We start from the raw sequence: 21221 nt of genomic DNA on the forward strand, positions 1-21221 counted from the left end.
CATGTCCGTCACGCTTCCCGCCGGCTCCGGCCGGATGGCCGGGGTGGTGCGGCGACAGGGCGCGCTGGCCGTGCTGCTCGCCGTGGTGGTGGTCAGCCTGGCCCTGTTCCCCGGCTTCCGCAGCCTGGACAACGCCGGGACGATACTGGTCGCCGCCGCCCCGCCGATGCTCATCGCGCTCGGCATGACGTTCGTGATCATCACGGGCGGCATCGACCTGTCGGTCGGCTCGCTCTACGTGCTCGGCGGTGTGGTGGCCGCCTGGGCCTCGCCGTACGGCTTCGTCGCCGCGCTGGCCGCGCCGCTGCTGTTGTGCGGGGCGATAGGCGTACTCAACGGGGTGTTGATCTCGCGAACCGGGATGGCGCCCTTCATCGTGACCCTGGCCGCGCTCCTCGGCGCCCGCGGGCTGATGCGCAGCATCAGCGACGAGGGCTCGACCACCTACCTGGTGGAGAACGACGCCTTCCACCGGCTCGGCACCGGCTCGCTGCTCGGCGTCGGCATCCAGGTCTGGCTGACCGCCGTCCTGGTGGCCCTCGGTGTGGTGCTGCTGAACCGCACCCGGTTCGGTCACGCGGTGCAGGCGATCGGCGGCAGCGAGGACGCCGCGGCCCTGATGGGCCTGCCGGTCCGCCGGATCAAGGTCGGGGTCTACCTGCTCTCCGGCCTGCTCGCCGGGCTGGCCGGCGCGATCAACGCGGCCAAGCTCGGCTCCGGCGTCACCGTGCTCGGCGGCGGCATGGAACTCGACGCCATCGCCGCCGTGGTCATCGGCGGCACCCTGCTCACCGGCGGCTCCGGTTCCATCGCCGGCACTGTCGCCGGTGTGTTGCTGCTCGGTGTCCTCCAGAACCTGATCAACCAGAACGGCGACGTGAACAGCAACTGGCAACAGGTGATCAGCGGCGCCTTCCTCGCCGCGGTGGTGGTGGCGCAGACCTATCTGGCCCGGGCCCGGCGCACCCGATCCCCCTGAGGCGCCGGCGGCGCCTGGACCTGATCCCGGCGGCGAGCGGCCGGTGGTCGCCCGCCGCCGGGTGTGGCGGTCGACACAGCGGCGCGGAGGAGCGGCGGCGGTTGATGTTATCTTATTTCGCATGCGAAATAACGAGACGGTGCGGATCCCGGTCGCGACCGGGGGTGCCATCGTGGCCACGGTGTTCGAGCCGTCCGTCGCGGACGCCGTCCTCGTGCTGCATCCGGCGACCGCCACCCCGCAGGGTTTCTACGCCTCGTTCGCCGGCTATCTCGCGGACAACGGGATCGCCACGGTCACCTACGACTACCGCGGCACCGGTCTGTCCGGCCACCCCCGCGACCACCGCGACCTGGGCATGCGTGACTGGATCGGGGTGGACGCGCCGGCCGTCGCGGCCTGGGCCGGGCAGCGCTTCCCCGGCCTGCCCCGGCTCGCCCTCGGGCACAGCCTCGGTGGGCACGTGATCGCGCTGGGCGCGGCCGGCACCGACCTGGCCGCCTCGGTGATCGTCGCCTCGCACATCGCCGCGATCCACACCATCCCGAGCCGGATGGAACGGTTCCGGGTGCGCCTGCTGCTGCACCTGCTGGGCCCGCTCGCCGGCCGGTTCTACGGTTACGTCCCGGCCCGCCGGCTCGGCCTCGGGGAGAACCTGCCGTCCGCCGCGATGGCCGAGTGGGGCGGCTGGGCGCGGATGGACAACTACTTCTTCGACGATCCGTCGATGCGCGCCCGGGAGCGGGCCGCGAGCCTCACCGGGCCGGTCCTGGCCGTCGGCACCTCTGACGACCCGTGGTCCACACCCCGCCAGATGGACGCGCTCACCACCCACCTGACCAGCGCCGACGTGGAGCGGCGGACCTACACGCCGGCCGCCGCCGGGGTGCCGATGATCGGGCATCACGGGCTGCTGCGCCGCTCGATGCGGGAGGCGGTCTGGCCGGAACTGCTGGCCTGGTTGCACACGCACGCGGCGAAGGCGACAAGATGACCGCGTGCGCCTGCCTCGCCTGATCTTCCTGCTCTTCAACGCCGACCGCGCGGTCCGGCGCTGGATCGACGCCCGCTCCGGGGACACCGGCATCGGCGCGTCCGGCGCCGGCGTGCTCTTCTACCTCGCCGGCCACGAGAACGCCCTGATCGGGGACGTCACCGCGGCCCTCGGAGCGTCACCGTCCGGAATGAGCGGCCTGGTGAACCGCCTGGAGCGGGGCGGCTGCGTGACCCGCTCACCGGACCCGGCCGACGCCCGCGCCGTGCGGCTCGCCCTGACCCCGCGCGGGCACCAGGCGGTGAGCCGGGCCCGGGAGCTTGTCGACGACCTGAACGAGCAGCTGACAGACGGTTTCGACGAGGCCGAGGTGGCGGTGGTCCAGCGCTGGCTGGAGCACGTGACGCGGGTCTCGCTGCACCGCGGGTGACTTCCCGGTGATTCGCTAAACCCCGGCCGGGGCTCGCCGAAGGAACACGGCGTGGGCGCCCACCGGGTGCCCGCGCCGCTGTCTTACGAGCCCGTCTGAGGAGACCCATGGCTGACTCCGTCGTCTACGACCAGATCCCCGTCGTTCGCGCCATCGGGCGGGGCACCACGTCGCTCGCCGCGTTCCACGACGCACTGGTGACCATGGAGTGCGGTTTCTACAACCTGGTCCGGCTCTCCAGCGTCATCCCGCCCGGCACCACCGTCGACGCCAGCGGCAAGGCGCCGGTCCCGGTCGGCGCCTGGGGCGACAAGCTGTACTGCGTCTACGCCGAGCAGCACGCCACCCAGGTCGGCGAGGAGGCGTGGGCCGGCATCGGCTGGGTGCAGCGGCGCGACGGCAAGGGCGGCCTCTTCGTCGAGCACGAGGGCACCAGCGAGTCGTTCGTCCGCGAGGCCATCAAGGCCAGCCTCGGTGACCTGGTCAAGGGGCACGAGGACGAGTTCGACGGGCCGGACTTCGTGGTGCACGGCGTGGTCTGCGACGGGGAGCCGGTGTGCGCGCTGGTGCTGGCGCCGTACGAGACCGCCTCGTGGCGCGGCATCCGTGCCACCGACCCGCCCGGCATGAACTGACCCCGGTCCTCCGCCGCGGCTCCTCCTGCCTCGGCTGGTCCTAGTTCTCCCGTTCCACGGAAGGCCCCGCTCCCCGGCGGGGCCTTCCGGCTTTCCCGTCCGGGGTCGCTTCCCGCCCGCTCGCGGGGGCTCGGCGGTCGCGCCTCGCCGAGGGCTGGGCATACTCGTGATGGTGAGTGAGCGGACGCCTCGACTTGAGATCGAATACTGCACGCAGTGCCGCTGGCTGCTGCGGGCCGCGTGGCTGGCGCAGGAGTTGTTGACCACGTTCCCGCGGGATCTGGGTGAGGTGGCGCTGGTTCCGGGGATCGGCGGGGTGTTCGAGGTGCGGCTGGACGGCGAGGTCCTGTGGAACCGGAAGCCTGACGGGTTCCCGGACCTGCCTCAGCTCAAGCGGATGGTGCGTGATCGCGTCGCGCCCGGCCGCGACCTGGGTCACTCCGACCGCTCAGCCTCCTCCGAGTAAGAGTTAACCGAGCTAATAACCCTTACGGCGACCGATCGCCCCTGGTGGGCGTGGGCGGCTCGGGCCGTGACGGGTGACCGGGTCAGAGGTCGGGACTGTCCGGCGGGGCCATGATGCGCAGGGCGTTCGGGTCGACGGCGATCCGCATCGGGGTGCTGCCGCACGGTTCGCCGTCGACCTCGACCGCGGCCGGGCGGTCGGTCTCCAGCCAGAGCTCGCGGACTGCCAGGAACGGGCATTCGCGCAGGGTGCGGCGGTGGCCGGTGGCGGCGTTGCGGGCCGTCTCGCGCAGCAGCTCGCGGCGGGACGGGCCGCCGACCGGGTACGCCACCAGCAACCGATCGTCGGCATGCGCGTCAGCGGTGATCGGGCGCCCGGCGTGGAAGCCGCCGTTCGCCACGTACACCTGGTGGGTGTCGAACCGCAGCTCCCGGCCCTCGGCGCGGATCGTGGCGCGCAGCGGCCGGTGCCGGGCCAGCAGGCCGAGCGCGGTGATCGGGTAGGCGACCCGCCCGGCCAGCCGTTTCAGCGGCGCCGGCACGCTGGTCATCACCTCGGCGGAGAGGCCGATCCCGACGTGGTTGGTGAACGGCCGGTCCCCGGCGAGCCCCAGGTCCACGTCGATCACCTTGCCGTCGACGAGGGTGGCGATGGCGGCGTCCAGGCCGGTCGCGATCCGCACGGTCCGGGCGAAGTTGTTGGTGGTGCCCAGCGGCAGCAGCCCGAGTGCCACGTCGCGGTGCGCGAGCAGCCGCCCGGCGGTGCTGATCGTCCCGTCGCCACCGCCGGCGATCAGCAGGTCGGGGCCTTTGGCGAGAGCGTCCTCGAGCAGCGCCTCCAGGTCGTCGGACTCCTCCATGGCATACGTGCCGAGCAGCTCGAACCCGGCCGCGAGCAGCCGGCGCCGCGCGTCCTCGTAGAGCTGCCGCCCACGCCGCGACCGCGTGTTGACGACCAGGGCCGCCCGGCGCTCCCGGCGGATGTCCTCGGTGAGTCGCTGCTTGCTCCGCACTCGCCGACCCTATCCGCCCCCGGCCGCCGAACGAGCCCGGCCAACCGCCGGGCGGGTTCCGGCCAACCGCCGGGCGGGTCCCGGCCAACCGCCGGGCGGGTCCGGGCCAACCGCCGGGCGGGTCCGGGCCGGCCGCCCGGCCCGGACCCGCCCGGGATCAGTTCGCCGCGATGAACTCCGGGTGGCCCAGCAGGAAGCTGTCGATGCTGTCCTTCTTGATCGCCTGCAGCAGCTGCAGGCTGTCGCTGGTGAGCAGCTCGACACTGCCCACCCCGGGCACCGTCTTAGAGTTCAGCTTGCCGGCGTTGGTCTTGATGGTGACCAGCCGGTCCGGCTTGAGGCCGCGCATCCCCAGCGCCCAGTCGGCCAGGTCGATGCCGCCCTTGTCCACCGTCATCGACTTGCCGAACGCACTGAGCAGCGCCGGCAGCTTGGTCGGCGAGTCCAGCCCGTCCGACACCGCCTGGTTGATGATCGCCTTGAAGAACTGCTGCTGGTGCCGCTGCCGTCCGTAGTCCAGGGACTTGTCGCCGAGCAGGTCACGCTGCCGGACGAAATCGAGCGCGTCGGCCGGGCTGAAGCAGTGGTCGCCCTTCGTATAGACCTTCGGCTTGACCCCGGAGATCGACGACCGCAGCGTGCCGTCCTTGTTGATCACGAAGGGGGCCGCGGGCTTGCCGTTGGCGTCGGTGCCCCGGTGGATCGAGGTGGTCGTGGTGTCCACATACATACAGACCCTGCCGAGCACCTTGACCACGTCGCGGAAGCCCTGGAAGTCGATGATCGCCCCGGCGTCCGGGGTGATCCCGGTCAGCTCCTTCACCGTCATGGTGAGCAGCTCGAAGCCGTGTTTCAGCGCCTCCTTGCCCTTCAGCCCGCGGGTACCGAAGGCGAACGCCGCATTGATCTTCAGCTTGCCGCCGGCGAAGGACTGCGCGCCGTTGTCATAGGCCGGGATGTCGACATAGGTGTCCCGGGGCAGCGAGATCAAATAGCCGCTCGAATGATCTTTGTTGATGTGCAGCAGGATGATCGAGTCGGATCGCAGCGGTTCGCCGTTGATCTGGTCGGGACGCTGATCGATGCCGACGAGCAGCACATTCTTCGCGCCGTCGACGTTGGCGTTCTTCTTCTCCTCGATCGGTTTGGCGCCGCCGAGCAGCTCGTCCTGGCCGACCTCGGCGGTGGCCGCGGCGACCGCGAAGCGCACACCCACCGCGCCGCCGCCACCGACCACCAGCAGGGCTGATCCCAGGACCAGGGTCCAGAAAGCCCAGCGGGGGGTGCGGCGTCGACGTCTGCTGATCCTGCGCAAGAGAATCTCCTCCGGTCGGCGGTCCTTCCACCCATGAAGACGGGCTCGGCCCTCCGAAAGATTGCCGCCGGCCCATGGAATTTTTCCGAGCGACCCGGTTACCGCTCAACTTCCGTTCACTGTCGCGCCTCCGGACGTCCCTACCGTCCAGATCACCATCCCCCGCCGTTAGTGAGCTGAAATGTCCTCTCAGCCGGATGTCAGTGTCGTCATACCGACGTGTGACCGGCCCGAGCTGGCCGTCCGCGCCGCGCGCAGCGCGCTCGGCCAGACGCATCGCAACCTCGAAGTGATCGTCGTGGTCGACGGCCCCGACGACGCCACCGTGCGGGCCCTCGCCGAGATCGGCGACCGCCGGCTGGAGGTGCTGGTGCTCCCCGCGCGGGGCAAGGCGCCGAACGCCCGGAACACCGGCGCCCGGCACGCCCGCGGCCGGTTCACCGCGATGCTCGACGACGACGACGAGTGGCTGCCCACCAAGCTCTCCGTGCAGCTGGAGCTGGCCGGCCGGGCCCGGTCCGGGTCGCCGGTGGTGGCCTGCCGGATGGTCAACCGCACGCCGCGCGCCGACTCGATCATGCCGCGCCGGCTGCCCGCGCCGGACGAGCCGATCAGCGAGTACTTCACCGTCCGCAAGGGACTCTTCTACGGCGACGGCTTCATCCAGACCTCCACGCTCATGGCGCCCACCGAGTTGTGGCGCAGAGTGCCGTTCACCGTGGGGCTGCGCCGCCAGCAGGAGCTGGACTGGGCGCTGCGGGCGCTGCGCGAGCCGGGCACCGAGCTGATCTACGCGGCCGAGCCGCTGGTCCTCTGGCACCAGGACGAGAACCGGGAGCGGATCAGCCTGGAGAACCCGTGGCAGGAGCAGCTGGACTGGTTGCGCGCCAGCCGGGAGCTGTTCACCCCGCGCGCCTACGCCGCGTTCACGCTCAGCGTGCTCAGCTCGATGGCCGCGCCGACCCGGGACGGTGCGTTGTTCCGTGAGCTGCTGGCCGAGGCCCGCCGGCACGGCCGTCCCGGTGCCCTCGACTATCTCACCCACCTGCAGATCTGGGCGCTTCCGCCGGGCCTGCGGCACCGCCTGCGGGACCTGGTGGTGGGCCGCCGGTCCGCGACCCGGCCGGCCGAGACGGTCGAACAGGTCCCCGCCGATGTCGACTGAGCGCCGGGTGGCGATCTGGCGCAGCGCGATGCTGCTCGGATCCGAGACGTTCATCCGCAACCAGGGTGACGCGCTGTCCCGCTGGACCCCGGCCTACGTGGGCGCCACCCGGATCGAGTCGGCGCTGTCCCGCCCGGACGACGTGATCGCCTTCCCGGACGGCAACGGTTTCCTGCGGCTGCGGCTGACCGGGGCTTCGCCCCGGCTGCACCAGACCCTCGCTTCGGTACGCCCGGACCTGGTGCACGCCCACTTCGGCGGGGACGGCTGGCTGGTCAGCCACACGGCCGCCCGGCTCGGCGTGCCCCTCGTGGTGACCCTGCACGGACACGACGTCACCCGGCAGCCGGCCAGTCCCGGTGCCAAAGGCGTACGGTATCGCCGCAATCTGCGCACCGTCTTCCGTCGCGCGGCCCTGGTCGTCGCGGTCTCCGAGGTGATCCGGGAGCGGGCGATCCACTGGGGCGCCGACCCGGCGAAGGTAGTGGTGCACTACACCGGCGTGCCGGTCCCGGCGGCCGTCCCGATGGTCCCGAAGCGCTGGGACGTGGCGTTCGTCGGCCGGTTCGTCGCCAAGAAGGGCGTCGACGACCTGCTCACGGCGCTCGCCCGGATCGCGACGCCCCGCCCGCGCGCGCTGTTCATCGGTGACGGCGAGCTGATGCCGGCGATGCGCGCCCGCGCCGAGGAGTTGCGGGTGGACGCCACGTTCGTGGGCAGCGAGTCACCCGCGGCGGTGACCCGGCACCTGTCCGAGTCCCGGATCCTGGCCTGCCCGTCGAAGACCGCCCCGGACGGCGACACCGAAGGCCTGCCCACCACGGTCATGGAGGCCGGCGCGCTGGGTCTGCCGGTCGTCGCCACCCGGCACAGCGGCATCCCGGAAGCGGTCCTCGACGGCGAGACCGGCCTGCTCACCCCGGAGGCCGACCCGGTCGCGCTGGCCGCCGCGCTGACCCGCCTGCTCGGCGACGCGGAGCTGCGCCACCGCCTCGGCGCCCAGGCCCGCCGCCGCATCGGCACCCGGTTCGACCTGGTGGAGCAGAACCGCCGCCTGGAGGATCGCTATGACCAGGTGACCGCTGACGCCACGCTGACCAGCCAGCACTGACACCCGCTGGGCCGGCCCGCCGCCCGGTCCCGGTCGCGCTTCCGGCTTGTGGGTACGCCCGGAGTGGCGCCCATCCCACCCGCCTCCCGGGACCTCAGATCAACTCGCCTCATGCCGATACGCTGCCCCAACGGGAGCATGGGAGAGCGGCATGATCTGTACACACTGCGGTTCCACGGCGGTTCCGCCGACCGGCGTCTGCCCGGCCTGCGGTCACGCCAACCCGCCGGCCACCAGCCAGACCGACCCGCGGTACCCACCGACGACGGCGATGCCCACCGCCCCGTACGGAGTGCCCGCCGACCCGTTCACCGGCCCCACCACCGGCGATCCGTTCGCCGCCCCGCCGGTCACGGCGGACCCGCTGAGCGCCAACCCGCTCCCGCCGCTCGGCACGCCGCCGGCCGCCGCCCCGCCGTTCGGTACGCCGTCCAGTGCCCCGCCGGCCCCGCCGTTCGGCGCGGCGCCGCAGGCCGCGCCTTATGGCAACCCGGCACCGGGCTATCCGCCCGCGCCCCACAGCCCGCCGCCGGCCTATGACCCGTCCGCTTCCTCCGGCGCGCCCGCCCAGCCCTATGGCACGTCGGGGACTCCGCCGCAGCCTTATGGGGTTTCGGGGACTCCGCCGCAGCCCTATGGCGCGCCGGGGACCCCGCCGCAGCCCTACGGCGCTCCACCGCAGCCCTACGCCGCGCCCGGCCAGCCGTATCCGCCGGCTCAGGCCTACCCGGGCCAGCCGCCATACGCCGGCCAGCCCTACCCGGGCCAGCAGCCCTATCCCGGCCAGCCCTATCCCGGCCAGCAGCCTTACCCGGGTCAGCAGCCTTACCCGGGTCAGCCCTATCCCGGTGTGCAGCCCTACGGTCAGGGCTACCCGCCCTACGCGGCGTCCCAGGGCAACACCCTCAGCGTGATCGCGTTCGTCCTCAGCGGCATCGCGGTCTTCCTGCTCCCGCCGGTCTTCGGCGGCGTCGCCCTGATCCTGGCCCACCGCGCCAAGCGCCGCGGCGAGCGCCTGGCCCAGACCGCCACCAAGGTTGCCATCGTCTGCCTGATCGTGGGCATCATCTTCGGCATCTACGTCCGCACCTCCAGCTGACCTCCGCCCCGCCGAGGGCGGTGGTCAGTCGTCGGTGCGAAGGCGGCGAAGCGCGGCCCGGGCCACCCGCTTGCCGGTGCGCAGGCCACCGGCGACAGCGGTGGCGGCCCGGCCGGGAGCGGTCACCTTCAACGCGGTGATGATCCGGTTGGCCCGGATCAGCTCCGCGTCCCGCTGGGCCACCCGCCGCTCACACCAGTCGACCTGAGCCCGGGCCTCGGCCAGTTCCCGCCGCAGCCTGTCCCGCTCGGCCACCGTCTCGCACAGTGTCGGCACCTCGGCGGGAGGGGAGCCAGCGGGTCGTCCGTTCGGACTGGGCCCGGGGTGTTGACCGGCGGGGCCGGTCGGTGCCGGCAGCCCGGCCAGGTCGGCGAGCAGGCCGGTGACCTCCGACTCGTCGGCGGGCGTCGGCCAGAGATGACCGAGTCCCTCGTCGAACATGGCCCTGGCCAGCCGCCGCAGGGCCCCGGCAGGCGTCCCCGAGTCGGGATAGCCCAGCTTGTCCCCCGGATCGGGGTATTCGCCGGATCCGGGTGTTCCGGTCGAATCGCGCGGATCCGTCGGGGCGGGCGAACTCATCGAAGCGGCATCGCCTATCGATCCCGCCGGTCCGGTGGGCAGGGCGTGCAGGCTCCCGTCCGGACTCACGACGATCTCATCGGCGCCGATATCGGCCAACGCGCTGCTCTGCCAGGCCGCGAGCAAGTGGCGCATGGCGGGCCGGTCGTGGCCCCGGCACGCGGTGACGAGCGCATCGTGCAGACACCGACCGGCCGGCAGCGTCGCCGCAGCGCCGGAGTGCACCCACCCGCGAGCTGGGTCGTGAAACACCCGGACCGCCGGCGATCGCCCGGCCGGCGGGGTGATCAGCGCGTGGGGGAGATCCGGGGTGGGACTGGAACTCGCAGCGGGGGCCGGGCGGGTGGCGACCACGAACCACGCCGGGGCGGTGCCCATGGCCAGGCCGGACCGGAGCAGGCGGACGGCGATCGGGCGCGGGTCGGCCAGCAGCGGCGACCTCGGGACCAGCGCCCGGCGCATCGTCGACTGGAGGAACCCGAGCATCGCCGGATCGTCCAGCAGTTCGGTGCTGAGCAGGGCGGACGGTGCGGCCGGTTCCGGGAGGGCGGCGTAGCCGCGGTCCACCTCCAGGCCGGCGGAGCGCAGCGACTCGGCGAGCCCCGGCAGGCTGACCGGGCGGGTCGGGTCGTCCTCGGCCGGGGCGGACCAGTCGGCCGGGCCCGGCTCGGCCGGGAGGGCGACCAGCCGGTGCAGGCCGGCCGGGTTCGCCAGGCCGAGCAGCAGACGACCGCCGGGGCGCAGCACGCCCAGCACCCGGGACAGCGCCTCCGCCCAGGGCAGGTCGCCGGATTCGGTGGTGCCGGCCGCGTCGAGCCCGCCGAGGGCCAGGACGGTGTCGAACTCCGGCTCGGCGGCCAGCGTGGCGAGGCTGCCACACCAGACCCGGTGGTGGGCGAGGGGCTCGGCGTCGCGCGTACCCCGTACCAGAAAGGTCAGCTCGCGGGCCGTGAGCTGAGCGACGATCTCGGGTGCGTGCGGCCCGATGACAAGCGTCCTGCCGTGCGTCGCGGCAGCGAGCGCGGCCAGTGCCGGGCCGTGCGCACCGGAGCCCGGTGGCTCGGCCCAGTGCGGCATCTCGCCGCCGATCAACCGCACGCTCATCGCGCGACTCCTTCCGGTGTGGACACGCGGGCGCCGGGATCCGGCCAGTGGAAGAGGTGGCGCAGTTCGGCGGGGGAGAGCAGCCGGTCGGCGCCCAGCTCCGCGACGGCGATCGGGCGCGCCACCTCCGGATCGATCCGCGGGCCGTGCAGCGCCGCCCACTGACGTTCGACGCGGGTCTGGCCGCCGAACGAGGACCGCTCGCCCTCCAGCCGCATCGGGTCGCCGTAGACCGCCGGCTCGCAGCCCGCCAGGATGCCGTAGAAGATCGCGCTGCACAGCCGGTTCGACGCCACCCGGCGATGGCGGCGCTGCTCGGCGAGCTGCCGGGCGAGGAAGCGCGGGTCGAGATCCCGGTACCAGCCGCCGCGGTAGCCGTGGCAGACCACCCGGAAACCGGCCCGCTCATATCGGCGGCGCAGGCGCGGCGAGCGGTACTCCTGCCAGTAGAGGCAGACCGTGACCGGGCCGTCCTCGGTCGCCCGGATCTCCTCGATCAGCCCGTCGTGGTCCCCGACGACGTGCTGCCCTTCCCAGCCGTGGAACGGGTAGTAGATGGTGCCCTCGCGCGGCCCGGTGTCCGTGATCGGGTCCATGGCCAGCAGGTACGCCCACGGCGCCCCGATCACGTGCACCGGCCGCCGCCCCAGGGACCAGGCCCGGCGGCGGGTCGGCTCGCTCCAGACGAACAGCGGGATGCCGGGAGTGAACTCGTGGTCCGGGGCCATCCCGTCGCCGATGTTCCAGCCGTGCTGCAGGTATCCGCGGATCTCGTGGACCTCGGCCGGGTCGAGTCCGCAGTACCGGGCCAGCACGTGGGAGTGACCGTAGTAGTGGTTCGCGTGGTGCACGGTCGCCGATCACACACCGTCCGGGCATACAGCCGGCGAACTCGCCGTGACCACGGAGCTACGCGGGCCGGGAATTCCTGGGTGGCGGCGCCTACGCGGCCCGCGAACCCCGGGGGAACCCGACTCGGCCGCGCATCAGCAGCGGGTACAGCACGCCGGTGACCAGGATGCCGACCGGCAGCGACAGGTCGACGCCGGCCAGGGCGCGGGCGACCGGCCCCAGGTAGAGGTCGGTGTCCGCGCAGAGGGCGGCCGCGCCCATGCCGGCGACCAGCGCGACGGCGCCGTGCCAGTTGACACCGGCGGAGTACCAGAACGGCGAGCCGGGCGTCTCGTCGCCGAGCTGTACGCGGTCATCGCGTTGTTGGCGATCAGCCCGAGCACCACCGCGAGCAGGAAGACCGGGTAGAACCAGGCCGGCAGGACGCGATCCCGGCCATCCAGGCGGCGGTCAGGGCGCTGCCCGACAACTGCTCGGCCGGCCGCCAGTCCCAGTTGGTGTGCGCCACCACGAAGCCGCCGAGGATCGCGAACGCGGCCGCCAGGATCGCCGAGAACGGCTGGTAGAGCCGGGTGATGGTGGCGTGCCCGTAGACACTCAGGGCCAGCGTCACGGCGGCGATCACGATCACCAGCACCACCTGGCCGGCGGTGCCCGGCTCCCAGCCCAGCACGCCGGACAGGGCGAACGCGGCGAGCGCGGCGGCCGCCAGGTTCAGCGCGATGTACGAGACGCAGAGCAGCCACCCGGTGACCGCGATGTTCACCCGGTTGCCGCGTACCCCGAACATGGTCCGCGAGACCACCTCGCTCGGCGTGCCGGACGACGTGCCGCTGACCGCCAGGATGCCGATCAGCACCCAGAACAGGTTGCCGAGCACCGTGATGACCAGGCCGCTCTGCCAGCTCAGCCCGAGCAGCCCGGTCAGCATCCCGCCCAGGGTGAGCGAGACGTAGCTGACGTTCGGTGCGGCCCAGAGCGCGAACAGCTCGCGGGGCCGGCCATGCCGTTCGGCGTCGGGGACGAACTCGATGCCGCGTTGTTCGATCTGCCCCGCGCGGTCACCCGGCAGCGTATCGGTGGACGTCATGGGACCTCCGCAGGAAGCTATTGGTCAAGCGCTCAATTGCTTATTGGTCACACACCCAATAGCCTGTGGTGCATGACGTCAAGCCCCTCTCCGGCACGGACCCGTAAAACCGCTGAAGATCGGCGCGCCGAGATCGTCCGCGCGGCCGGTGGGGTGGCGCTGGCCGAGGGCCTGGAGAGCGTCACCCTCCGGCGCGTCGCCGACGAGCTCGGCGTCCGTCCCGGCCTGATCAGCCACTACTTCCCGGCCGCCGAGGAGCTGGTCGCCACGGCGTTCGGCGCCACCGCCTCGGCCGAGCTCGACGAACTCCTCCCGCCCTCGGACGCCGCGCCGCTGGAGCGTTTCCGGCGGTTCTTCGGAGCCGCTATCGGCGAGATGTTCGACGACGTGAGCCGTCTGTGGCTCAACGCTCGTCACCTCAGCCGCTATCGCCCGGTGCTGTCCGCCGAGGTGAACCGTCAGCAGGACAACTGGCACGGGCGGCTGACCGCGGTGATCGCCGACGGGATCGCCGCCGGGGAGTTCGGCGCCGGGGACGCCGCGGTGGCCGCCACCCGCATTCTGGTCGCGGTGGACGGTGTCAGCACGTACGTCAATGTCGGCGAGATCCCCCCGGAAGCCGCCGCCTTCGCCGTGATGACCGCCGAGCGTGAGCTCGGCCTGCCCCCCGGATCGCTCTAGGGGTCGTGGTGACCGACCTCGTCCTGCTCAACGGCCGTCTGCTCGACCCGGTGACCGGCCTTGCCACGAGGTCCGCGATCGCCGTCGCGGGCGGCGACATCGTCGCGGTGGGCGACGATCTTTCGGTACGCCCCTCGATCGGTCCCACCACGACCGTCCTCGACCTGCGCGGCGCCGTCGTCACGCCGGGCCTGATCGACGGGCACTGCCACCCGGTCTCCGGCGCCGACCTGACCCGCGGCGCCGACCTCTCGCACTGCACCGACCTGGCCGCCTTGCGCGCCGAGCTGGACCGCGCCCGGCGCGCCCTGGCCCCCGGCGAGTGGCTGCACGGCTGGGGCCTCGACCCGAACATCTTCGGCGACCTGCCGATCAGCGCCGCGACGGTGGGCCCGGTCCTGGACGGGGTGCCCGCCGTGCTGCGCCTGTTCGACGCGCACTCCACGCTCGCCAGCCACCGTGCCCTGGAGCTGGCCGGCGTCACCGGGCCGCGCCGGTTCGACGAGGCCGCCGAGGTGGTCTGCGACGAGCACGGCCGCCCGACCGGGCTGCTCCTCGAGGAGCCGGCCAGCATGCTGGTCGAGGAGGCCGCGCCCAAGCCGACCGACGAGCAGTTCCGGGCCCGGGTGGCCGAGGTGCTGCGCGGGATGGCGGCGTCCGGGCTCACCGGCGGCCACATGATGGAGGGCGACGAGGCCGAGCGGGCGGTGCTGCGGGCGCTGGACGAACGCGGCGAGCTGCCGCTGCGGTTGCGTCTCGCGCCCTGGTGCCGGCCCGGTGACGAGCCCGGCGCGCTGATCGCGGCGCAGGGCGAGGGCGACGCGCTGTGGCGGGTCGACGGGGTCAAGCTCTTCATGGACGGGACCATCGACAACGGCACCGCGTGGCTGGACCGCCCCGACTGCCACGGCGAGTCGGTGCACGCGTACTGGCCGGATCCCGCCGTCTACACCAAGACCGTCGCGGCTTTCGATCAGGCCGGGGTGCCGACCGCGACCCACGCGATCGGCGACGCGGCGGTGCGGCACGTGCTCGACTCCCTGGCGGGCTCACGACGGATCGGGCATCGGATCGAGCACCTCGAAACGCTGCCCGACGACCTGCTGCCGCGGTTCGCCGAGCTGGGCGTGACAGCGTCCATGCAGCCCACCCACTGCTGCGAGTTCACCCGCGCCGACCACACCGACAACTGGTCACGCCGCCTCGGCGAGGACCGTGCCGCGCGGGCCTGGCGCTGCCGCGACCTGTGGGAGGCCGGTGCCACCGTGGTGCTCGGCTCGGACTGGCCGATCGCGCCGTACCCGCCGCTCGGCGTGATGGCCGGCGCCCGGCACCGCCGCCCGGCCCGCGACCTCAGCCGGCCGCCGCACGGGCCGGACCAGGCGCTCACCCCGCTTCAGGCGTTGCGGGGGATGACTGTCAACGCGGGCTCGGGCCGGCTGTCGGTCGGCGACCGCGCCGATCTGACAGTGCTCGCCGACGACCCGTTGCGGGTGCCGGATCAGGACCTCGCCGCGCTGCCGGTCCGTCTCACCGTCACCGCCGGCCGGATCACCCACCGGGCCGCCGACCTCTGAGCGCTGACTCGCCGGTTATCCCTCCCGGCGATTCGCCGGCGCACCCCTCCGCTGACTCGCCGGCTCACCCCCGCCGGTGAGTCGGCCGGAGGGGCGGTGTGGCCGGGGCGTCCAGACGGCGTCCCGGCCACCACCCGCCGCACCCGGCACCCGCTCCGGTGGGACCCCGATGAATACCCGGACAAGGCCGCCCGCGGCCGGTCCACTGCGGACTAGGGTCGCAGCATGGCCGAACATTTCGATCTTGTCGTGCTGGGTGCCGGGCCGGGCGGTTACGTCGCCGCCATCCGGGCCGCCCAGCTCGGGCTCTCCACCGCCGTCGTCGAGGACAAGTACTGGGGTGGCGTCTGTCTCAACGTCGGCTGCATCCCGTCGAAGGCGCTGCTGCGCAACGCCGAGCTGGCGCACATCTTCACCCACGAGGCGAAGACGTTCGGCATCGACGGGAAGGTCACCTTCGACTACGGGGTCGCGCACCGGCGCAGCCGGGCCGTGGCCGACGGCCGGGTCAAGGGCGTGCACTACCTGATGAAGAAGAACGGGATCACCGAGATCTCCGGCCGGGGCGTCTTCACCGACGCGAACACGCTGCGGGTCGGCGACCGGCAGGTCACCTTCGACCACTGCGTCCTGGCCACCGGGGCGAGCACCCGGCTGATCCCGGGCACCACCGTCACCGATCGGGTGGTCACCTACGAGGAGCAGATCCTCGACCCGGAGCTGCCGCGCAGCATCATCATCGTGGGCGCCGGGGCGATCGGCGTGGAGTTCGCGTACGTGCTGCGCAACTACGGCGTCGAGGTGACCATCGTCGAGTTCCTCGATCGCATGCTGCCGCTGGAGGACGAGGACGTCTCCAAGGAGCTGTTCCGGCAGTACCGCAAGCTCGGCGTCGACGTGCGGGTCGGCACCCGGGTCGAGGGCATCGAGGAGCACGGCGAGTCGGTCCGGGTCACCGTCTCGCGCAACGGCAAGACCGAGACCCTGGAGGCCGACAAGGTGCTCCAGGCGATCGGCTTCGCGCCCAACGTCGAGGGCTACGGACTGGAGACCACCGGGGTCGAGCTCACCGACCGGGGTGCGGTCGCCGTCGACGAGCGCTGCCGGACGAATGTCCCAGGCTTCTTCGCGATCGGCGACGTCACCGCCAAGCTGATGCTCGCCCACACCGCCGAGGCGATGGGCATCGTGGCGGCCGAGACCATCGCGGGCGCCGAGACGATGCCGCTCGACTACCGGATGATCCCGCGGGCGACCTACTGCCAGCCGCAGGTGGCCAGTTTCGGCTGGACCGAGGCGCAGGCCCGGGAGCAGGGCTTCGACGTCCGGGTGGCGAAGTTCCCGTTCACCGCGAACGGCAAGGCGCACGGCCTCGGCGACGCCACCGGCTTCGTCAAGATCCTCAGCGACGCGGAGCACGGCGAGTTGCTCGGCGCGCACCTGATCGGGCCGGACGTCACCGAGCTGCTGCCCGAGCTGACCCTGGCCCAGCAGTGGGACCTCACGGTCACCGAGGTGGCCCGCAACGTGCACGCCCACCCGACCCTGGGTGAGGCGGTCAAGGAGGCGATCCACGGCCTGGCCGGCCACATGATCAACTTCTGACGCCCGCTCGCACGTCCCGGGGCCCGCTCACCGAGCGGGCCCCGCGCGTTGTCCCGGCCCCGGGTGGCGGCCTGTCTCCGCGCGCCGGCCCGGCACCGCGCGGCACTGGTCCGGTTTGCTGGTGGGACCGGTGAGGGGCACGCGGTGGCGTGCCCGGTCGGGGCCTCAGGCGCGGTCGAAGTGCTGGACCAAGGCGCCGAGGCCGAGGGCCAGGGCCGGGCCGGGAAGCCGGAAATCGGGCCCGTAGCGCCGGCCCGGGTTGTCGCGGTCGATCAGGTCGCACCAGAGGGCCGACACCGGATCGTCGGGCGGCGGCCAGGGGACCGGCCCGCGACCAGGATCGGCGGAGGGCAGCGGACCGGGCGCCGGAGTGGGCGCGGCGGGCGTCAACTGATGGCCGGCGGCGTGCAGCAGGCCAGCGAGGTCGTTCTGCTGGCGCAGGCGCTGCTGCTCGAAGATCTTGCTCCACTGCATCAGGGAGAGCGAGCCTTCGAGCGAGTCCGGGACCGTCTCGTCGAGCATCGGCAGGGGGCGGGCGGCGGCCCAGGCCGCGAGCTGGGCGCCGGTCACCGTGTCCGGGTCACCGTCCCGGCTGCGGGCCAGCGCGTAGGACAGCAGAGCGGTCGTCTCCACCAGCAGGTGCTGGACCGGGACCGGGCCGGGTGGGTCCAGCCACCAGTGTTCCGCCTCCAACAGGTCGGCGGTGTGCCGGGTCGCCACCCGCCACCAGCCCTCGTCGCCGGCGGCCAGGGCATCGGTGTACGACCACAGAAAGGTCACCCTTCCGTGCCTACCAGCGCCACTAGACACGAGTCAATCACGCGAAGGCGTGGCGGCTGCCCGGCAGCGGGACGGCCTCGGCGGGGCCGGTGCGGGCGGCGGCTGGGCGTACCGGAAAGCGCACGCGACCGGGAGCACGGCGGACCGGTAGCCGGCGGCGGACCTCAGCGCCGCAGGTTGTGGACGCCGAGGGCGCGGTCGAGCAGCTTGAAGCGGAACGCCGCGGTCAGGGCCAGGAACCAGATCAGCAGGGCGAGCGGGACGATCGTGGCGACGATGCGGGTCGGGCCGATCAGGCCGAAGTAGGTCCACAGGACCGGGACGTTGAGGACGGCGAGGAAGGCCAGGATCAGGCCGCCGACCAGGATGGCCGGGCGGCGGTCGTCGGTGGGCGCGGTCCAGGCGGCGAACAGGCGGTTCGGCGGGGCCAGGAACAGGATCAGGATGAACGAGGCGAAGCAGAAGAACGTCGACAGGCCGGTCTGCGCGGTGATCGTCGCGGTGGCCGCGGTGAAGTCGGCGTCGACGCCGTACTGGAGGCCGGTGTACCGCTCGAAGACGTCGATCACCTCGGCCGGGGTGCGTCCCGAGTTGAAGCCGAGCGTTATCGCCTCGTAGAGCGCGGTGTAGACCGCGGTGCCCACGCCGGCCGTGACGATCGAGGTGGGCAGGACGAACCGGGTCATGCTGATGAACGACCGCCTGTCCGGCGGGACCGGCTCGGCCCAGAAGGTCAGGAAGAACGTCGGCACCCCGACGGTGAACAGGGTCAGCCCGACCTGGGTCGGCGAGTAGGGGAAACCCAGCCCGAGCATGGTCACCGCCAGGATCACCAGGCCCTGGCTGGCGACCCGGGCCAGGAAGACGTACAGCGACATCCCGATCCCGTTGATGATCTTCCGGCCCTCCTCCCGGGCCGGTGGCAGCACCGCGAACGAGTCGTCGACCAGCACGATGTCCGCCACGCCCCGGGTGACCGCGCTGCCGCTGCGCATCGCCACCCCGACGTGCGCCTGCTTGAGCGCGCGGGCGTCGTTCACCCCGTCGCCGATCATCGCGACGTACCGGCGCTGGCGGCGCAGCGAGCGCACGATCCGTTCCTTGTGCTCCGGCGCCACCCGGCCGAACACGGTGGTCCGGGCGACCATGGCGTCCAGCTCGGCGTCGTCGAGGCCGTCCAGTGCGGCACCGCTGACCGGCTCGCCGACGTCCAGGCCGGCCCGGTCGGCGATCGCGGCGACGGTGTGCGGGTCGTCGCCGGAGAGCACCTTGAGATCCACCCCGCCGCAGCGGAACCGGCGGATCGTGCCGGGCACCTCCGCGCGCAGGTCGTCGCCGAGCGCGATCAGGCCGTACGGCTCCAGCATCGGCAGTTCCGGCTGCTGCCCGGCGTCCCGCAGCGGCGCGCCGGTCTCCTCGGCCCGGGCCAGCAGCAGCACCCGCAGGCCCCGCCCGGTCCGCTCGGCGACCAGCCCCTCCGGCAGCGGCCCGCGCAGCCGGCCGGCCAGCGCGTCGGGCGCGCCGAGCACCCAGGTGTCCTCGTCGGTGACCAGTCCCGACCAGCGCAGCGACGACGCGAACGGCACCTCGTCGCGTACCTCCCAGACCGGGCCGCCCAGCTCGGCGGCGATCGCTGTGGTGGTCAGGTTGGGCGTGGTCACGTTGTGCGCGAGGCCGCCCAGGGCGTGGGCGACCTCGGCGTACTCCCGCTCGCCGATCGGCACGATCTCGTCAACGGCCAGGTCGCCGGTGGTCAGCGTGCCGGTCTTGTCGGTGCAGACCACGTCGACGTTGCTCATCGACTCGACGGCGTTGACCTGCTGCACCAGCGCACCCTGCTGACCGATCCGGACAGCGCCGGCCGTGTAGGCGAGGGCGATCAGGAAGAACAGTCCGTAGGGCACCAGCCCGGACAGCACCGCGGTGATCTGGACGACCCGCAGCAGGGTGAAGCCCTCGATCGCGGCCTGCGCCAGGATCGCGCCGCTCATCAGCGCCACCAGGACCATGACCAGGCGTACGACGAACTCGATCCGGCGCTGCAGCGGGGTCCGGTCGGTGGTGGCCCGGCGCGCCTCAGCGGTCAGCCGGCCGGCGTGGCTGTGCACCCCGACGTCCCTGGCCAGCTGGTGCCCGTCGCCCGAGACGCACAGGCTGCCTGACCGCAGATCGTCACCGGGTTGCTTGGCCACCGGGTCGGATTCGCCGGTCAGCAGCGACTCGTCCGCCTCGACCTCGCCGCCGGGCAGCAGCGGGCCGTCCACCACGATCTGGTCGCCGGCCGCGATCCGCAGCACGTCGCCGCGCACCACGCGGTCCGGCTCGACCGCCAGCTCGGTGCCGTCGCGCACCACCACGACGGCGTGCTGGTCGAGCAGCCGGAGCCGGTCGAGCTTGCGCTTCGCCCGGATCTCCTGAGCCGCGCTGATCATCGCGTTGATGAGGCCGAGGCCGACACTGATCAGGGCGTCGCTGTACCGCTGCAGGGTCAGCAGGGCCACCCCGATCACGAACAAGATGATGTTGAAGAACGAGAAGACGTTGGTCCGCAGGATCTCCGTGTAGCTCCGCGAACCGCCCTTGACCTGGGTGTTCGCCTCCCCGCGCCGCTGCCTGGCGGCTGCTTCCGCCGCGCTGAGCCCCGTGGGCGGCGCCGCCAACACCTGCTCCATCTTTCGATCGTCCCATCCCAAACAACCCCAAAAACCCCATTTCCCGGTACGCCCGTGATCCCCGCCCGCCCGTCCCCGCCGCCCGCTCCCGGCTGCCCCGTCCCTGCCGCCCCACCGTCTCCAGCTGCCCCGCCTCCAGCTGCCCCGCCTCCAGCTGCCCCGCCCCTGCTGCCCCGCCGCTCTGCCTAGCCCCCTGCTGCCCCGCCTCCAGCTGCCCCGCCCCCTGTTGCCTCGCCCCCTGTTGCCTCGTTTCCAGCTGCCTCACCCCCTACTGCCCTGCCCCCTGCGGCCCCGCCCCTGCGGCCCCGCCGCTCCCGGCCGCCCCACCCCGGCCGCCCGCCGCGCCTGGCCATTCCCGCAGTGACCCTCCCGCTCATTGCGGCAAGTGCCCCGGCGACCGCACCACCCCCACGCCCAGCCGGGTGGCCCAGCTGGCGCCCACGGTGGTGTCCCGAGCCGGGAGGGCACCGCCACGCCCAGCCGCGACTGTCTGGCTGGCGCTCATGGTGGTGTCCCGAGTCCGGAGGCCACCGCCACGGCCAGCTGGGACCGTCTGGCTGGCGCTCATGGTGGTGTCCCGAGCCGGCAGGCCACCGCCACGCCCGGCCGGGACCGTCTGGCTGGTGCTCACGGTGGTGTCCCGAGTCGGGAGGCCACCGTCACGGCCGGCCGGGACTGTCTGGCTGGCGGTCACGGTGGTTTCAGTGCTTCGGAGACCACCGCCACGGCCAGCCGGACCGTCCAGCTGGCGTTCACGGTGGTGTCCCGAGCCGGGAGGCCACCGTCACGGCCAGCTGGGACCGTCTGGCTGGTGCTCACGGTGGTGTCCCGAGTCCGGGGGCCATTGCCACGGCCAGCCGCGACCGCTGGCTGGTGCTCAGGGTGGTGTCGGCGTCCCGGAGGCCACTGCCATGGCCAGCTGGGAGTGTCTGGCTGGTGCTCATGGTGGTGTCCCGAGTCGGGAGGCCACCGTCACGGCCAGCCGGGGTTGTCTGGCTGGTGCTCACGGTGGTGTCCCGAGTCGGGAGGCCACCGTCACGGCCAGCCGGGGTTGTCTGGCTGGTGCTCACGGTGG

19 protein-coding genes are annotated in these 21221 nt (G+C 72.8%); 11 read left to right on the forward strand and 8 right to left on the reverse strand.

The annotated features are described in order from the left end of the window. Position 1 precedes the first annotated feature (1 nt). From Actob_RS10215 to Actob_RS10235, 5 genes are all read left to right on the forward strand, one after another. Positions 2–979: an ABC transporter permease gene (locus Actob_RS10215; RefSeq protein ID WP_284922288.1), complete on the forward strand. Its 978-nt coding sequence runs from the start codon at positions 2–4 to the stop codon at positions 977–979. Positions 980–1100: 121 nt separating this feature from the next. Continuing rightward, entirely contained in the window at positions 1101–1973 is an 873-nt protein-coding gene (locus Actob_RS10220) for an alpha/beta hydrolase family protein (RefSeq protein ID WP_284919825.1), read from the forward strand. Positions 1974–1977: 4 nt separating this feature from the next. Beyond that, the gene (locus tag Actob_RS10225; protein ID WP_284919826.1) at positions 1978–2403 is read left to right on the forward strand and encodes a MarR family winged helix-turn-helix transcriptional regulator; all 426 of its coding nucleotides are present in this window, start codon (positions 1978–1980) and stop codon (positions 2401–2403) included. Positions 2404–2510: 107 nt separating this feature from the next. Then, the gene (locus Actob_RS10230) at positions 2511–3038 is read left to right on the forward strand and encodes a pyruvoyl-dependent arginine decarboxylase (protein WP_284919827.1); all 528 of its coding nucleotides are present in this window, start codon (positions 2511–2513) and stop codon (positions 3036–3038) included. 172 nt (positions 3039–3210) lie between these two features. Beyond that, on the forward strand, positions 3211–3504 hold the full coding sequence (locus Actob_RS10235) for a SelT/SelW/SelH family protein (RefSeq protein WP_407653595.1): 294 nt from the start codon (positions 3211–3213) through the stop codon (positions 3502–3504). Positions 3505–3586: 82 nt separating this feature from the next. Here the strand turns inward: Actob_RS10235 and Actob_RS10240 are convergent, their stop codons facing one another. Both Actob_RS10240 and Actob_RS10245 read right to left on the reverse strand, forming a co-directional pair. Continuing rightward, a complete protein-coding gene (locus tag Actob_RS10240; RefSeq protein WP_284919829.1) occupies positions 3587–4516 on the reverse strand; it encodes a diacylglycerol/lipid kinase family protein in 930 nt (309 codons plus the stop codon). Positions 4517–4673: 157 nt separating this feature from the next. Next, complete coding sequence (locus tag Actob_RS10245; protein ID WP_284919830.1) at positions 4674–5831, reverse strand: LCP family protein; 1158 nt, start codon at positions 5829–5831, stop codon at positions 4674–4676. A gap of 181 nt (positions 5832–6012) precedes the next feature. Between Actob_RS10245 and Actob_RS10250 the strand changes: the two genes are divergently transcribed. The 3 genes from Actob_RS10250 to Actob_RS10260 all read left to right on the forward strand — a co-directional run bounded on the left by Actob_RS10250 (position 6013) and on the right by Actob_RS10260 (position 9206). After that, positions 6013–6996 (forward strand): glycosyltransferase family 2 protein, encoded by a 984-nt coding sequence (locus Actob_RS10250; protein WP_284919831.1) that lies wholly within the window; start codon positions 6013–6015, stop codon positions 6994–6996. Further along, positions 6986–8107, forward strand: coding sequence for a glycosyltransferase (locus Actob_RS10255; RefSeq protein ID WP_284919832.1), 1122 nt, complete (start codon positions 6986–6988; stop codon positions 8105–8107). The genes Actob_RS10250 and Actob_RS10255 overlap by 11 nt, the downstream gene beginning before the upstream one ends. Positions 8108–8258: 151 nt before the next feature. Continuing rightward, positions 8259–9206, forward strand: a complete 948-nt coding sequence (locus Actob_RS10260; protein ID WP_284919833.1) for a hypothetical protein — start codon at positions 8259–8261, stop codon at positions 9204–9206. Positions 9207–9230: 24 nt separating this feature from the next. Here the strand turns inward: Actob_RS10260 and Actob_RS10265 are convergent, their stop codons facing one another. The 4 genes from Actob_RS10265 to Actob_RS10280 form a co-directional block, all read right to left on the reverse strand. Next, complete coding sequence (locus tag Actob_RS10265; RefSeq protein ID WP_284919834.1) at positions 9231–10889, reverse strand: hypothetical protein; 1659 nt, start codon at positions 10887–10889, stop codon at positions 9231–9233. Next, positions 10886–11740: a hypothetical protein gene (locus Actob_RS10270; RefSeq protein ID WP_284919835.1), complete on the reverse strand. Its 855-nt coding sequence runs from the start codon at positions 11738–11740 to the stop codon at positions 10886–10888. The genes Actob_RS10265 and Actob_RS10270 overlap by 4 nt, the downstream gene beginning before the upstream one ends. 91 nt (positions 11741–11831) lie before the next feature. Further along, entirely contained in the window at positions 11832–12002 is a 171-nt protein-coding gene (locus tag Actob_RS10275) for a hypothetical protein (RefSeq protein WP_284919836.1), read from the reverse strand. 109 nt (positions 12003–12111) lie between these two features. Beyond that, the gene (locus Actob_RS10280; protein ID WP_284919837.1) at positions 12112–12831 is read right to left on the reverse strand and encodes a cytosine permease; all 720 of its coding nucleotides are present in this window, start codon (positions 12829–12831) and stop codon (positions 12112–12114) included. A gap of 72 nt (positions 12832–12903) precedes the next feature. On the opposite strand from Actob_RS10280, the gene Actob_RS10285 reads away from it, so the two are divergent. The 3 genes from Actob_RS10285 (at position 12904) to lpdA (ending at position 16694) form a co-directional block, all read left to right on the forward strand. After that, positions 12904–13512, forward strand: a complete 609-nt coding sequence (locus Actob_RS10285; protein ID WP_284919838.1) for a TetR family transcriptional regulator C-terminal domain-containing protein — start codon at positions 12904–12906, stop codon at positions 13510–13512. 8 nt (positions 13513–13520) lie between these two features. Beyond that, entirely contained in the window at positions 13521–15089 is a 1569-nt protein-coding gene (locus Actob_RS10290; RefSeq protein WP_284919839.1) for an amidohydrolase, read from the forward strand. Between the two features lie 225 nt (positions 15090–15314). Further along, positions 15315–16694, forward strand: a complete 1380-nt coding sequence (lpdA, locus tag Actob_RS10295) for a dihydrolipoyl dehydrogenase (RefSeq protein ID WP_284919840.1) — start codon at positions 15315–15317, stop codon at positions 16692–16694. Positions 16695–16859: 165 nt separating this feature from the next. Here lpdA and Actob_RS10300 read toward each other — a convergent pair whose 3' ends face one another. Together Actob_RS10300 and Actob_RS10305 are read right to left on the reverse strand one after the other, a co-directional pair. Then, positions 16860–17474, reverse strand: coding sequence for a hypothetical protein (locus tag Actob_RS10300; RefSeq protein ID WP_284919841.1), 615 nt, complete (start codon positions 17472–17474; stop codon positions 16860–16862). Between the two features lie 164 nt (positions 17475–17638). Next, entirely contained in the window at positions 17639–20146 is a 2508-nt protein-coding gene (locus Actob_RS10305) for an HAD-IC family P-type ATPase (protein ID WP_284919842.1), read from the reverse strand. Positions 20147–21221: the final 1075 nt, after the last annotated feature.

This window comes from Actinoplanes oblitus, assembly GCF_030252345.1.
Lineage (GTDB): Bacteria > Actinomycetota > Actinomycetes > Mycobacteriales > Micromonosporaceae > Actinoplanes > Actinoplanes oblitus.

What these genes read in the sequence shown, in the direction of transcription:
- Actob_RS10265 (WP_284919834.1), bottom strand. Translation starts at nt 10,889, where the DNA reads ATGAGCGTGCGGTTGATCGGCGGCGAGATGCCGCACTGGGCCGAGCCA.
- Actob_RS10305 (WP_284919842.1), bottom strand. Translation starts at nt 20,146, where the DNA reads ATGGAGCAGGTGTTGGCGGCGCCGCCCACGGGGCTCAGCGCGGCGGAA.
- Actob_RS10285 (WP_284919838.1), top strand. Translation starts at nt 12,904, where the DNA reads ATGACGTCAAGCCCCTCTCCGGCACGGACCCGTAAAACCGCTGAAGAT.
- Actob_RS10220 (WP_284919825.1), top strand. Translation starts at nt 1,101, where the DNA reads ATGCGAAATAACGAGACGGTGCGGATCCCGGTCGCGACCGGGGGTGCC.
- Actob_RS10280 (WP_284919837.1), bottom strand. Translation starts at nt 12,831, where the DNA reads ATGACGTCCACCGATACGCTGCCGGGTGACCGCGCGGGGCAGATCGAA.
- Actob_RS10215 (WP_284922288.1), top strand. Translation starts at nt 2, where the DNA reads ATGTCCGTCACGCTTCCCGCCGGCTCCGGCCGGATGGCCGGGGTGGTG.
- Actob_RS10275 (WP_284919836.1), bottom strand. Translation starts at nt 12,002, where the DNA reads ATGGGCGCGGCCGCCCTCTGCGCGGACACCGACCTCTACCTGGGGCCG.
- Actob_RS10230 (WP_284919827.1), top strand. Translation starts at nt 2,511, where the DNA reads ATGGCTGACTCCGTCGTCTACGACCAGATCCCCGTCGTTCGCGCCATC.
- Actob_RS10255 (WP_284919832.1), top strand. Translation starts at nt 6,986, where the DNA reads ATGTCGACTGAGCGCCGGGTGGCGATCTGGCGCAGCGCGATGCTGCTC.
- lpdA (WP_284919840.1), top strand. Translation starts at nt 15,315, where the DNA reads ATGGCCGAACATTTCGATCTTGTCGTGCTGGGTGCCGGGCCGGGCGGT.
- Actob_RS10250 (WP_284919831.1), top strand. Translation starts at nt 6,013, where the DNA reads ATGTCCTCTCAGCCGGATGTCAGTGTCGTCATACCGACGTGTGACCGG.
- Actob_RS10260 (WP_284919833.1), top strand. Translation starts at nt 8,259, where the DNA reads ATGATCTGTACACACTGCGGTTCCACGGCGGTTCCGCCGACCGGCGTC.